The following is a 12,250-nucleotide window of genomic DNA, read 5'->3' on the forward strand; positions in this document are numbered from 1 at the left end:
TTTAAAAAGGGTTATTCATCTGTGTACGTACATCAACTTAGTGTGAATTCATCAAACAGAAAAAGTGGCTACGGTTCATTGTTAATGGATGAAGTATACAAAATCGCCAGTGACAAAGGGATTAAACTGGTGGAGCTAGATTATTGGTGCAAAAATGAAGCTGCTATAGGCTTCTATCAAAAGCATGGTTTTGAATCATATAGAGCGTTTGTTTATAAAAACATATAGATGGTGAACGGATGGTAGCTAATAAAATACATATTATAGGTTCAGTAGCTAGTGGAAAAACAACCTTGGCAAAAAACTTATCGTCTAGATATAATGTTCCTTATTATGAACTAGATAACGTAGTTTGGAAAAGAAATAAAACAGGAGATATAAGACGCACGGAAAAAGAAAGAGAAACCATCTTGCGCACGATCATCAATTCAGATACATGGATCATCGAAGGGGTCCACAACGGAGATTGGGTAAAATCAAGTTTTGAGCATGCACAAATGATCATCTTTTTAGATACAAGATATACCATAAGAATTTATCGCATAATAAAACGATTCGTTCTCCAAATACTTAGATTAGAAAGATCAAATTACAGACCAACATTTCGAATTTTTATTAAAATGTTTAAATGGAATAATTATTTTGAAATTGTTAGTAAGCCTGCGGTTATCAAACAAATGAATCTTCATAATGATAAGTTTGTAGTAATCCGAAATGAAGGGGAGTTACGTAGACTATTAGATAAGAGGTGAGATTGCGTGAAGAAAAAGGATATTTGTGCTAACCTGCCTGTTTTGGAAACAGAGCGCCTAGTTTTAAGAAAAGTGCGTGCTGAAGATGCCAAAGATATATTTACCTATGCTTCAAATGATGCTGTTTCACAATTTGTAACCTGGAATAGCCATCAATCTCTTTCTGATACGCAAACGTTTATCGATTTCATCTTACAAGAATATGAGGATGAAAACCTTGCGTGTTGGGGCATTGTGTTAAAAGAAAATAATAGATTAATAGGAACAATAGATTTTGTTGATTGGGATACGAAGAACAAAGTGGGAGAAATTGGATACGTGCTTTCTGAGGAGTATTGGGCTCAAGGTATAATGACGGAAGCTGCAATAGAAGTGGTGAATTTCGGTTTCAAAAGGATGAATTTGGTACGAATTCAAGCAAGGTGCTTTGTCGATAATATCGGATCTGAGACCGTGATGAGGAAGATAGGTATGCGTTATGAAGGCACAGTTAGAAAAGCTTTACTTGCTAAAGGAAAGCATCATAATCTAAAAATGTATTCAATCTTACAAGAAGAAATCGACACGATATGAGTTAGAAAGGCGAGGAGTTACATATGAAGAAAATAAAGCAACTAACTATTCCTAGCGATACAAGAGTCATCGTTATCTCTGATATACATGGTGAGTTGGAGCTTTTTAAAGAGCTACTGAAAAAGGTTGATTTTAACGCTGACGATTATTTAATTATCAACGGCGATCTCTGTGAAAAGGGTAGCAATAGCAAAGGTGTTGTAAGCTATGTAATGGACCTTGTCAATCACAATCCAAAGGTTCATGTTACAGAAGGAAATTGTGACACACTTGTGGACGAGCTTATAAATGAAAATCCGAAGTTAATAGATTATTTACTTGCTAGACAAAAATCAATCTTTAACGAGTGGCTTGCGGAGTTAGATTATACTGTCTCTCAACAATCAACAATAGAAGAAGTGAAGCAACTATTGACACGGCACTATTCAAGGGAATTAGACTGGGTGTCTAACTTGCCAACAGCAATCGAAACAGAGCATTATATTTTCGTTCATGCAGGGCTAGATAAGATCGACAACTGGAAAAACACAGATCGAGAAACTGCGGTGACGATACCTGCTTTCATGGACAAATTACACCGTGCGCAGAAATATGTCGTTGTTGGACATTGGCCTGTCATTAATTATCCAACAGATGTTCCAACCTATAATCCTATTATTGATCACGAGAAGAAAATCATCGCGATTGACGGTGGGAATGTTATTAAATCAACGGGGCAATTAAATGCCTTTATCATTCAACATGGAGTTAACCAAGATGATTATTCCCATGTCTATACCGATTATCTCGCCAATTACAAAACGGTAATAAAGGAATTTACTGCAGATCCATCGATGACTGGATCGATTAATTGGCCCGATTATACAATAATTCCCGTTAAACAAAATGAACATTTTACGTTATGTGAACAACCAGAATCAAGTCGTTTCCTCTACGTGAAAAATGAGTATATTGAACAGAATGAATTTGGAAAGTACATAGCAAAATCTGCTATACCTTGTACGCAGATCAGTGTTAATATAGGAGACATTGTTTCTGTAATTGATGATAGCTGCACGGGTTTTAATTTAATCAAAAAAGATGGAAACACAGGGTGGGTTAGTAAAACCGTGTTCTGAAAAAAAGTTGTGCTTACAATTGTAGGCACAACTTTTTGTTATTTGATATCAATAATATTTCCTCTAGAGAGCTCCTTTTTTATGACAGTAATATCTAATTTACGAGCAAATTTCTTTAATTCTCGTTCCTCTGCAACTGTAACAATCGATATAACGGTGCCTGTAGTTGAACCTAGTCTACCAGTTCTTCCGGAGCGGTGGATGTACTGATTGCTTTCTAAAGGTAAATCCATGTGAATAACATGTGATAAATCCGGAATATCGAGTCCTCTTGCAGCTACATCTGTCGCTAACAATAGCTCTGATTTACCTTCGCGGAATTCTTTAATGGATTTTTCTCTTTCTTGCTTTTTCGTGTCACTATGAAGTACACCAGATGCGATCCCCATATAATCAAGTTTTTCTGCTAGTACAGAAAGGGTGTTAATATCTCTTACAAATACTAGTGCTTTCATATCGTGGTTTCTTACAAGCTTTCTAAGAAACTCTATTTTATCTCGTGCTTCACTGACAAAATAAATGTAATCGGTGACTGGCCGGTCTACATCTTTCGCACTTACTCGAATAATTTCAGGATCATTCATTATACCTTTGGCATTATTTTCAATTACGCCGGAAAGTGTCGCTGAGAATAACAATAGCTGCCTATCGCTTAACGTACTTTTAATGATTTGTTGAATAGTAGAAAGATGTTCCGGTACAAGCAGTTGATCCGCTTCATCAAGAACAATTGTCTTCACATTGTGCATTTTTAATTTTTTTTGATTGATTAGCTCTTGAATTCTTCCTGGTGTCCCTACTACTAATTGTGGTTTCTTTTTTAATTTGTCTATTTGTCTTTTAACGTTTGCACCACCAATCAAGGTTGCGCTGCTAATGCCACTGTCTTGGGACCAACTTTGAACTTCTTGGTTAATTTGCATAACTAACTCGTGCGAGGATGCTAGTACAACGACTTGCACATCCTTTTTATTGTGGTCAATCCGCTGTAATAACGGCATTAGGTAGGCTAAAGTTTTCCCGCTTCCTGTTGGGGATTCGGCGATAACGTCCTTGCCTTCTGTAATGAATGCTGCTGTTTTCACTTGAATAGCGGTAGGCTTTTCAAATCCAGATTTATTCCAAGCAGATTGCAGAAATGGTTTCGCATCCGCTACGATATCTTGTAAAGTGAAATTTTCCATGTATATTGCTCCTTTATTATAGGTAAGGTTAGTTTGTGAGAATGAACTATATTTATGTGACGCGTTTTACCAGTAATATCATACTAACACAAATTTAACTATTATTTTGCTAATAATGATTGCGCATAAGGTTGGAATTGTTATACAATGGCGTAATATTTATTTGAATGAGGTGAGAGCTATGGTGCAGGAAGAGGCTGTTGAGCAAATAGTTGCTAGTTTGACAAGAGACAATTTGGTCCAGGCAATATTTTTGAAAGGTTCGATGGGTAGAGGGGAGCATGACCAGTATTCGGATGTGGATCTTTACTGTTTAGTTGAAGAACAAGATAAACAGAGCTTTCTGAAAAATCGTTTGGAACATTTACGGGCTTATCGTGCTTTACTGTTTTATGATGATATTTTTATCATTGCGCCACAAATTATTGCTGTTTTTGATAATATGGTGCATGTCGATTTATTCACGGTGACAGAAGATACATATGTAGAGAAGGATTATATAAAGGTATTGTTTGATCCCAATCACCTGCTAGATAAGTATAAAGAAACACAGCATTTAACATTATCGAGCGCAGAATTTCAAGACGATGTTAATGATGTCTCGTGGTTCCTTTTCCAGTATAAAAAATCAGCAGACAGGGGTAATGACCTATGGTCTGTTAGCATGTTGCATCATGCGATGATACATGTAGCGCGCGTGTTGCTGCACCGTTATAAACCTGAACGGGCGCAGCTTGGATTGAAAGCGTTAGAAACATCTTTGTCAGAAGAGATATTAGTGAGAATCAACAACATATTGCAATTTTTAACCCCAAACAATCACAAGAAAGGGGTAATGTTGATTTGTGCATTGATGGCAAATGAAACCGAATGGATCCTGTCTAACCTTGAAAATCGTGAAAGCACAGCAGCGTTTCTAGAAACAATGATTCACAAAACATTCTGATAAGTGGCGGTCTCCGGATAGTAAAATATGGTATTATTATATATTATACATTTTAGAATGGGGGAATGGTTTTGCTATTACATACAGAAATGTTCGGGGATGGAGAAGCCGTCGTTTTCTTGCACACAGGATTACAATCAGGGATGACTGATTTCGAGCACCAAAGGGAATATTTCAAGCATAACTATAAGGTGTTTGTTCCCGATTTACGCGGACATGGTAAATCGGAAACAACGGATTTTTCTAATTATTTTGAGGACTGTGCACAAGATTTACTAGAAACACTCGATTTCTATAAACTAAACAAAGTTCATCTTGTTGGTTGTTCCTTAGGTGCTATAGTTGGCTTGTTTTTTGCAAAAAGGAATGCTGATCGAATTAAAACTTTAACGCTTTCCGGAATTTTACATAAAAAGCCCGATAATTGGTTGGAAATGCATAAAGAGGATGTGGAATTCCAAGCACAATTGTTGCAGGATGAAGAGACAGTTAACTATTTTAATAGTGTTCATGCTGCGGATTGGAAACAGTTTATTTACATGGGACGAGAGGAGAACTGGTATCCATTTGAAGAAACCGGAGATGTCGCTGCCATTAATTTTCCGACACTGTATATGGTTGGAGAGGGCAATAAGGCCGAAACAAAGGGTGCGATTAGCTATCCACAATTAAACGATCACATCCATGTTTCTATTATTCCTTTTGCTTCCCATTTAGTACATAGTCAGCAACCGGAGATTTATACACGTATCTTGGAAGTGTTTATGGAAGAAGGAAATAGTTGATTTTAAAAATAATGAGGAGATGCTTCATTGAAATTGATTCCAGAATCTAATAAATTGGGCGATTATTTAACGGAGATTGATGTTGTGAATTTCTCCCATCCTTTAGTGAAGAAAACTGCTAATGAATTATTTCACGCTGAACAATCGGAAATCGAAAAAGTGAAACGTTGTTTTGAATTTGTTCGAGATCAAATATCTCATTCTTGGGATTTTCAAGGGTCGCGAGTAACTTGTAAAGCTTCTGATGTGCTTCTATACAAGCATGGGATATGTTATGCAAAATCCAATTTGTTAGCGGCATTGTTACGCTCAGAAGGAATACCGACGGGCTTTTGTTATCAACGGCTGATGATATTCGATACACCTGAAAAAGGATATTCCCTTCATGCTTTGAATGGTATTTATCTCCGCACTTTAAATAAATGGATACGATTAGATGCTCGTGGTAACAAGCCAGGTGTGCAAGCTGAATTTTCAGTAGATAAAGAGATATTAGCATTTACGGTGCAGGAAGCGTTTGACGAGAAGGACTATCCAACTATTTATACGACACCTAACTCCAAAACGATTGATACATTACTAGAAAATAACGATGCGATAGAAATGTATAAACATCATCTACCAGAGAAAATTTTATAATTTCCAAACACAAACACATATACTTTAAAATGGTTTAATCCAACTATATGTGGTTGTGTTTGGTTAAGATAAGTATTATGGAATTGACTAATCAGCTTACATATAGATTATTGATTTAAGTGAAATTGATGGAAGGAATGGTCGGTGATAAATGGAAAGGTATATTAACACAGAAAATAGTAGGCTATGGACATCAAAAAAGGGACACGGCATTCCTGTAATTTTGATAAGCGGCGGACCTGGCATCTGCAATTATATGCATCCTGTTTCTGAACTAATCGACGATATCAGCAAGGTAATTATGTTTGATCCTAGAGGGTGTGGACGTTCGAGCAACGATGAGAATGGCTATGGTATCAATACTACCCTGCAGGATTTGGAAAAAATCCGCGAAGCATACGATATAGAAAAGTGGATCGTTATTGGACACTCTTGGGGAGCGGATGTAGCGCTTGCCTACGCGCTTTCCTATCCCGAATCGGTATTGAAGTTTGTTTCTATCGCGGGGACTGGTATTCAGAATGATCGGGATTGGAAGCAAGCATATGTGCGAGGGAAAACGGAGAAAATGGAAGTTGTGCCTGATATTTCATTTCCGGTAAATAAAATTGTGCATCGTAGTTTAATTGATTCATGGAGGCAGTACATAAAAAGCCCTTCTTTGCTGAGCGATATTTCACAGTTGAGCCTGCCTTGTCTGTTCGTTGTAGCTGAAAATGATATCCGCCCATCATGGCCAATTGAACAAATTACTGCACTGATTAACCACTCGTCTTTTAAAAAAGTAAAAGAGAGTGGACACTATATTAGGCTGGATAAACCACATGTGTTGAAGGAAATGCTAAGAGATTTTATTGGGGATGAATTTAAGCTGAGTTAGGGGTTGTTAATTGTGGAAACGAGAACGAAGTACCCATATATTTATTTTCTAATTGCACCACATGTTGTGTTTGTTTATAAAATAGAAACGTTACATTATTTAACTATGAATGACATAACTGAAACAGGAGATTGGGAAACATTCGAGATTAGTAATACTGAAGATTTTGCTATGTTTGATCATGAGAAAAGTGAACCATTGCGAGGAAGGGGATACTTTGTAAATCAAGAAGCAAGAAATCAGATGACAGACATAATTAATAAACAAATACAGTTAAAGAAAGCTCAATCTAAACAACCTTCTGATAATATAGTAATCCCTGTTCATATTCTTTCTTCTGATGCTGCAGCAGGTTCATTAAGGGTGGCGTTAGACCGTCCAAAGAAGGTTATTGGTTTTCAAGGGTTCTTTTCCATAGGTCCACTTTGGAAGCTGGAAGATGCAGAAGGACAAGCATTGCGAAATCAATGGTTTTATGAAAATATAAATTTGGAGCAGGATGACCATGTATACCAAAACCAGTTCAAGAATACGCTTCTAGAAATATCAGACATACCCGATGAGGCACCGATTTATATTTGGACTGCCGATAATGCTGATGAGCAAATTGGAATGAGATTTATTCTATATGTATTGCGTGAAAAACCAAATGACATTTTTATAATTAACGCTACAAATACCGTAGAGAACTTCACAGACAATCAACAAGCTAACTTCCATTCCAACCATATTCACCCAGATCAGTTTAGAATCCTCATAGAGCAATCCAAGCAGGCCAGTTCGTTGTCACAATTCGATCGCAATAGGCTGATAAACGAATGGGAAACACTATCACAATCAAAAAACGTACTCCGGATATGGTTGAATAACAAAATTGAAAACGTACCAGAGCAGCACCATGATCACATAATCATTAATGCACTTGAAAAATTGCATGTAGAAAAAGAAGGACGAGAGTTTATTAAAGTAGGAGCTTTGATTGGTAGCCTTTTAGAACATACCGATTATTTTATTGATGCCTTTTATTTAGAATTTAGAATTCGAGCTTTAGTCTACAATGGCACATTTGAATTAAAAGGAATTCCAAAATCTATGTGGCATTATAGTGTTAGGCTACGATTATAGTATAGGAGCGGTGAAGTATGAAGAAGAATACCTAATTCCAGGTAAATGAAGGGAGTATCATACAAACAATCATGTCTTAAATAATTAGATTGCTCTGGATCAAAAACGCTCAGCCAATTTTAGTGCTGAGCGTTTTCGAGATTCGTGTCATTCAACTTCTTTAAGCGTATTCTCTATTTTTTGTAGTCGTTGATTTAATTCCGAAATGGCTGTCATTTGCTGTTGTTGTAAAGCTGCATTCTCTTTATCTAGTTGCAGCCTTTCTTCGGCTCGTCGCTCAGTACGGCGAACAACTTTGCTAACATATATAATTACAAAAATCACGATAGCAATTGGAACAAGCATAGTTCCTATTGCTATTAATATATTTAAAATATTAAAAGAAGTTACCATAATTTAACTACCCTTTCTTGATTTAGAATCTTGATTTGATTTACTTGGAATTCTTCTATATGTAGTTTGAAAATGATTTTGCATTCTAGGTTTTCTAGCAAACGGAAGCTAACAATTGCAGCATGCCAAATAAATAATCATGCAGAAGTTCAATAGAAAGCATGTCATTCAACTTCTTTAAGTGTATCTTCTATATTTTTTAGACGTTGATTTAATACATTAATCGCTGCCATTTGTTGTTGTTGTAAAGCTGCATTGTCCTTATCAATTTGCAGTCTTTCGTCTGCCCGACGCTCGGTACGGCGAACTATTTTGATAACGTAAACAATAACGAAAATAATTATTATAATAGGAATAAACAAAGTTGCAAATCCAATTAATTGAAATATAATGTCTGTCATACTAGTGTCGGTAGATGAGATTTGAATTTTAAACTCCCCCTTTCTCATTATCTATACAACCGTAATAGTTTTCATTCCTTTCTCTTTTTTATCGTTACACTACTTGCAAGATCTGCGATTAATTGTTCACTTAACTCTAGTGTAAAAGAGTTAACCTCATAGTATTTCATCGCCTTTCCGTCAGAGGATATTTCGTGGTTGCCTTTAATAAGATCGGCGTCCTCTAACTTTTGTAGGTGTAAATATAGCAAAGGTCTGCTAATCCCTAACTCTCTAGCAAGCTGACTAACATACTGTCTTTCGTTGTGAAGAATTGAAATAACTTTTAGTCGATACGGGTTTGATAATGCTTCCAGAATTTTAAGTAACGTGTCACCAGATAATATATCTTTCATATGTAATAATTTTATTACAGGTGTTATTAAAAGTCAATCATAAGAAGTGAGTAAATTTCTAAGTGCACAGATATTGAAAGCAGCACAGTATCAATTTAGATGCGAATGGCTAGACATTAGTATTATGACATTCATTAAAGTAATAACATAAGATCAAAGTTATGGTTAACGTTATATTGAAAAAGACAGCAAGTATCAATAGAAAGCGGTTCTTTTGTTGTTCACTATACTTGGTGATAATATAAAAAGAACACTACATATAAATCTTCTGATGTATAAATAAGAAAGGAATTATACGTATGCCTGGCAAGAAAACTGTTTTAATAACGATGTTAGTCTTGATTATTGCAGCTTTTATCATGTTAGCAATTTTTCCACCAAATAGTAATTTAGAATTTAATGAACGTGTAACTAGTATAGAGGTTTATAATCATCAGGCAGATGAATTAATAGATACAATTACAGACACAACTTTTATAAAAGAACTTATGAAGGAGTTAGATAATTCAAGAACTGGATTGGTTTCTTCACATGATGCGGGATCTCCTAGTTACAATCTTGTATTTAAAAGCAATCAAAAAAAAGCTCTTGAACTTGGTTATTATTTAGACGCCATTTATGCGGATGGTATATCGGGTCGCTATGTCGGTTCTGATGTGATTTATGGTGTGACACTGCAGTTACCACTAGAATAATAGTTTACGTACAATCGTAATAAGTTAGGAGTGTAAATATGCCAAATTGGTTATCAACCTTGTATGCTTGTGTGCTAGCAATTGTATCGTTTTTTACAGGTGAGATTGTTACTTTTGTTATGTTAGGAATCATATTGATTACTTTACAAAATATCCATGCGACACTCAAGCGGATCTTAAAATTAAAGCAAGATGAGAAAAATCAAACGGACGAAAAATTATAATTGATTAAAATTGTGGAGAACTATAATATTAAACTATCGATATTGAAGGGATGAATTTTATGATTTCGGCAAGTGCAGTTGACGTTTTACAAACAAACTATAATAAAACGTTGCGATGGAACAGCAAGTAAACCCTTAACTGCTACCCCGCAACTAAACTTGGGGGAAATAACATTGATTAGTCAGTACAGTAAATCACTATTAATGGGTACAATCATAATGTTAAGAAAGCTTAAAAAAGAAGATTATCAATCTTTCATGCAAATAGAGGATGTTATGGAAAGCAGACTTCTAATGAATGATGAAACGCCGTTTCCACCAACTGAGGAAGATCATAACAGCTTTCTAAATGAAATAAGTGCAAATAAAGATGATTATACATTTGCCATTGAAACAATTGATGGTAATCAATTTATCGGTTCAATTGCCGTTTATCTTGTTAATTGGAAGAATGCTTCTTGCAATGTTGGGATTTCGATTGGTCCAGAATATCAAGGGAATGGTTATGGAACCGATGCGATGAAAACGTTAGTAGATTTTATTTTTAATTACATGAACATAAATAAAATCAAACTGCACGTTTTCTCATTTAACAAAGCTGCAGTTCGTTCTTATGAGAAGTGTGGCTTTATAATAGAAGGAACACTTCGAGATGAAATTTTTCGGTTCGGTGCATTTCATGATGTTTATGCGATGGGAATAACTAGGAAGGACTGGATCGAGAAAAAAGCGAATATATGATAGTAGAAAGGCGCTCTAACTAGGGTGCCTTTTTAAAATAATAAAAAGGATGTGTGCAAATGGAAAAAGCATTAGTCTTAGGAGGCACAAGATTTTTCGGTATACATTTGGTGGAAGCACTGCTACAAAGAGGTGTTGATGTGACCGTAGCGACAAGAGGGGAGACATCTGACCCATTTGGTGACAGGGTAAGTAGAATCAAGATTGATAGAAGCAATCTTGATGCTTACAAAGAAGAACTACAGGCAACCAAATGGGATGTTGTGTATGACCAGATTTGTTACTCTAGTGAAGATGCAATGGAAGCGATTGAAGTTTTCAGTGGTGTAACTGATCGGTATATCTTAACATCAACTTTATCCGTGTATGATGGGAAACCAACTGCGCTGAAGGAAGAGGATTTTGATCCTTATGCATATGAAATCATCCGTGGTGATCGGGAGGCTTTTTCTTATCAAGAGGGAAAGCGTCAGGCGGAAGCGGTTTTCTTTCAACGAGCACCGTTTGAGGTTGTGGCGGTAAGAATTCCTATTGTGATGGGAATTAATGACTATACGGAGCGCCTATTATTTCATGTTAACAAAGTATCACAAAAGCAGGAGATATTTTTTACGAATTTATCATCAGCTATGAACTTTATTCCAGAAACTGAAGCAGGTGACTTTTTAGCGTGGATGGGACAAACTGATTTTACTGGACCAATTAATGCGTGTTCAAATGGTTCGATTACGTTACGAGAATTGCTATCGCTAATTGAAGAAAGTACAGGAAATAAAGCGGTGCTAGCAGCTACACAAGATGAAAAAAATGAATCACCATATAACGTACCTTCATCTTGGACAATGGATAACCAGAAAGCAAAATCAATAGGATATCCATTCAAAGAATTGAGATCGTGGCTGCCTTCGTTAATTGATACAATTGCTGTAAAATAATTAGTCAATAGCCTATGTATAAGCAACATGGGCTAATGACTTTTTTGTTCTTTCAATATGTTATAAGCTAACAGGAATTGTTGATATGTTTCTTTTCCGAATGCATTCTCATCGTTGTTAAAGAAAAGTTCAATAGTAATTACTTTAGCTTGTTCAATTGTACATTCCCTGCTATTCATAACTAATTTCAAATAAGAGATGAAATGATCCTTTTTTAAATTTCCTGCATGATTTATAACCATCTATCGATACCTCCGAATTTAAATGTGAATAATCTATCATTTATTTTATCAGTCAGAGACGAGTTTTACGAAGATCATGAACCGTTTAATCAAAAAAAGTTGATTAATAGAGGGTATAGTGATATAAATTGATTATCAAAAAGGAATTTACGGGGGATCAAGGAATGGGCGTATCTATTCATGAGCTTAAAGAAGAACATTGGGAGCATTTGACACTCCCAC

Annotated in this window: 18 protein-coding genes; 13 read left to right on the forward strand and 5 right to left on the reverse strand. The window is 35.8% G+C overall.

Features of this window, described 5'->3' with window-relative positions:
• The 4 genes from ACI6MV_RS24080 to ACI6MV_RS24095 form a co-directional block, all read left to right on the forward strand.
• Nucleotides 1-228 (forward strand): GNAT family N-acetyltransferase (locus ACI6MV_RS24080; RefSeq protein ID WP_407272860.1); only part of this gene is annotated, 228 nt, incomplete at its 5' end.
• 11 nt (nt 229-239) lie between these two features.
• A complete protein-coding gene (locus ACI6MV_RS24085; RefSeq protein WP_407272861.1) occupies nt 240-752 on the forward strand; it encodes a P-loop NTPase family protein in 513 nt (170 codons plus the stop codon).
• A 6-nt stretch (nt 753-758) separates the two neighbouring features.
• Nucleotides 759-1,325 (forward strand): GNAT family N-acetyltransferase, encoded by a 567-nt coding sequence (locus tag ACI6MV_RS24090; RefSeq protein ID WP_407272862.1) that lies wholly within the window; start codon nt 759-761, stop codon nt 1,323-1,325.
• Nucleotides 1,326-1,348: 23 nt separating this feature from the next.
• Complete coding sequence (locus ACI6MV_RS24095; RefSeq protein ID WP_407272863.1) at nt 1,349-2,443, forward strand: metallophosphoesterase; 1,095 nt, start codon at nt 1,349-1,351, stop codon at nt 2,441-2,443.
• A gap of 38 nt (nt 2,444-2,481) precedes the next feature.
• On the opposite strand, the gene ACI6MV_RS24100 is transcribed toward ACI6MV_RS24095, so the two are convergent.
• Complete coding sequence (locus ACI6MV_RS24100) at nt 2,482-3,627, reverse strand: DEAD/DEAH box helicase (RefSeq protein WP_407272864.1); 1,146 nt, start codon at nt 3,625-3,627, stop codon at nt 2,482-2,484.
• A gap of 181 nt (nt 3,628-3,808) precedes the next feature.
• On the opposite strand from ACI6MV_RS24100, the gene ACI6MV_RS24105 reads away from it, so the two are divergent.
• From ACI6MV_RS24105 to ACI6MV_RS24125, 5 genes are all read left to right on the forward strand, one after another.
• On the forward strand, nt 3,809-4,573 hold the full coding sequence (locus ACI6MV_RS24105; RefSeq protein ID WP_407272865.1) for a nucleotidyltransferase domain-containing protein: 765 nt from the start codon (nt 3,809-3,811) through the stop codon (nt 4,571-4,573).
• A gap of 71 nt (nt 4,574-4,644) precedes the next feature.
• Nucleotides 4,645-5,358 (forward strand): alpha/beta fold hydrolase, encoded by a 714-nt coding sequence (locus tag ACI6MV_RS24110; protein WP_407272866.1) that lies wholly within the window; start codon nt 4,645-4,647, stop codon nt 5,356-5,358.
• 27 nt (nt 5,359-5,385) lie between these two features.
• A complete protein-coding gene (locus ACI6MV_RS24115) occupies nt 5,386-5,997 on the forward strand; it encodes a transglutaminase-like domain-containing protein (protein WP_407272867.1) in 612 nt (203 codons plus the stop codon).
• 151 nt (nt 5,998-6,148) lie between these two features.
• The gene (locus tag ACI6MV_RS24120; RefSeq protein ID WP_407272868.1) at nt 6,149-6,877 is read left to right on the forward strand and encodes an alpha/beta fold hydrolase; all 729 of its coding nucleotides are present in this window, start codon (nt 6,149-6,151) and stop codon (nt 6,875-6,877) included.
• Nucleotides 6,878-6,889: 12 nt separating this feature from the next.
• Nucleotides 6,890-8,002, forward strand: a complete 1,113-nt coding sequence (locus ACI6MV_RS24125; protein WP_407272869.1) for a DUF1835 domain-containing protein — start codon at nt 6,890-6,892, stop codon at nt 8,000-8,002.
• Between the two features lie 147 nt (nt 8,003-8,149).
• Here the strand turns inward: ACI6MV_RS24125 and ACI6MV_RS24130 are convergent, their stop codons facing one another.
• The 3 genes from ACI6MV_RS24130 to ACI6MV_RS24140 form a co-directional block, all read right to left on the reverse strand.
• The gene (locus ACI6MV_RS24130) at nt 8,150-8,395 is read right to left on the reverse strand and encodes a hypothetical protein (protein ID WP_407272870.1); all 246 of its coding nucleotides are present in this window, start codon (nt 8,393-8,395) and stop codon (nt 8,150-8,152) included.
• Between the two features lie 164 nt (nt 8,396-8,559).
• Nucleotides 8,560-8,796: a hypothetical protein gene (locus ACI6MV_RS24135; RefSeq protein ID WP_407272871.1), complete on the reverse strand. Its 237-nt coding sequence runs from the start codon at nt 8,794-8,796 to the stop codon at nt 8,560-8,562.
• A gap of 71 nt (nt 8,797-8,867) precedes the next feature.
• Entirely contained in the window at nt 8,868-9,191 is a 324-nt protein-coding gene (locus tag ACI6MV_RS24140; protein WP_407272872.1) for an ArsR/SmtB family transcription factor, read from the reverse strand.
• Nucleotides 9,192-9,490: 299 nt separating this feature from the next.
• On the opposite strand from ACI6MV_RS24140, the gene ACI6MV_RS24145 reads away from it, so the two are divergent.
• The 4 genes from ACI6MV_RS24145 to ACI6MV_RS24160 all read left to right on the forward strand — a co-directional run bounded on the left by ACI6MV_RS24145 (nt 9,491) and on the right by ACI6MV_RS24160 (nt 11,786).
• Nucleotides 9,491-9,886, forward strand: a complete 396-nt coding sequence (locus ACI6MV_RS24145; RefSeq protein ID WP_407272873.1) for a hypothetical protein — start codon at nt 9,491-9,493, stop codon at nt 9,884-9,886.
• A gap of 38 nt (nt 9,887-9,924) precedes the next feature.
• Nucleotides 9,925-10,110 carry a hypothetical protein gene (locus ACI6MV_RS24150; RefSeq protein ID WP_407272874.1) on the forward strand — a complete coding sequence of 62 codons (186 nt, stop codon included), beginning with the start codon at nt 9,925-9,927 and terminating at the stop codon, nt 10,108-10,110.
• Nucleotides 10,111-10,284: 174 nt separating this feature from the next.
• Nucleotides 10,285-10,851, forward strand: coding sequence for a GNAT family N-acetyltransferase (locus tag ACI6MV_RS24155; RefSeq protein WP_407272875.1), 567 nt, complete (start codon nt 10,285-10,287; stop codon nt 10,849-10,851).
• Between the two features lie 59 nt (nt 10,852-10,910).
• Entirely contained in the window at nt 10,911-11,786 is an 876-nt protein-coding gene (locus tag ACI6MV_RS24160; protein WP_407272876.1) for an NAD-dependent epimerase/dehydratase family protein, read from the forward strand.
• Nucleotides 11,787-11,818: 32 nt separating this feature from the next.
• Here ACI6MV_RS24160 and ACI6MV_RS24165 read toward each other — a convergent pair whose 3' ends face one another.
• Complete coding sequence (locus ACI6MV_RS24165; protein ID WP_407272877.1) at nt 11,819-12,028, reverse strand: hypothetical protein; 210 nt, start codon at nt 12,026-12,028, stop codon at nt 11,819-11,821.
• Nucleotides 12,029-12,250: the final 222 nt, after the last annotated feature.

Origin of the sequence: Radiobacillus sp. PE A8.2, assembly GCF_045635475.1 — a bacterium.
Classification (GTDB): domain Bacteria; phylum Bacillota; class Bacilli; order Bacillales; family Amphibacillaceae; genus JBJGXI01.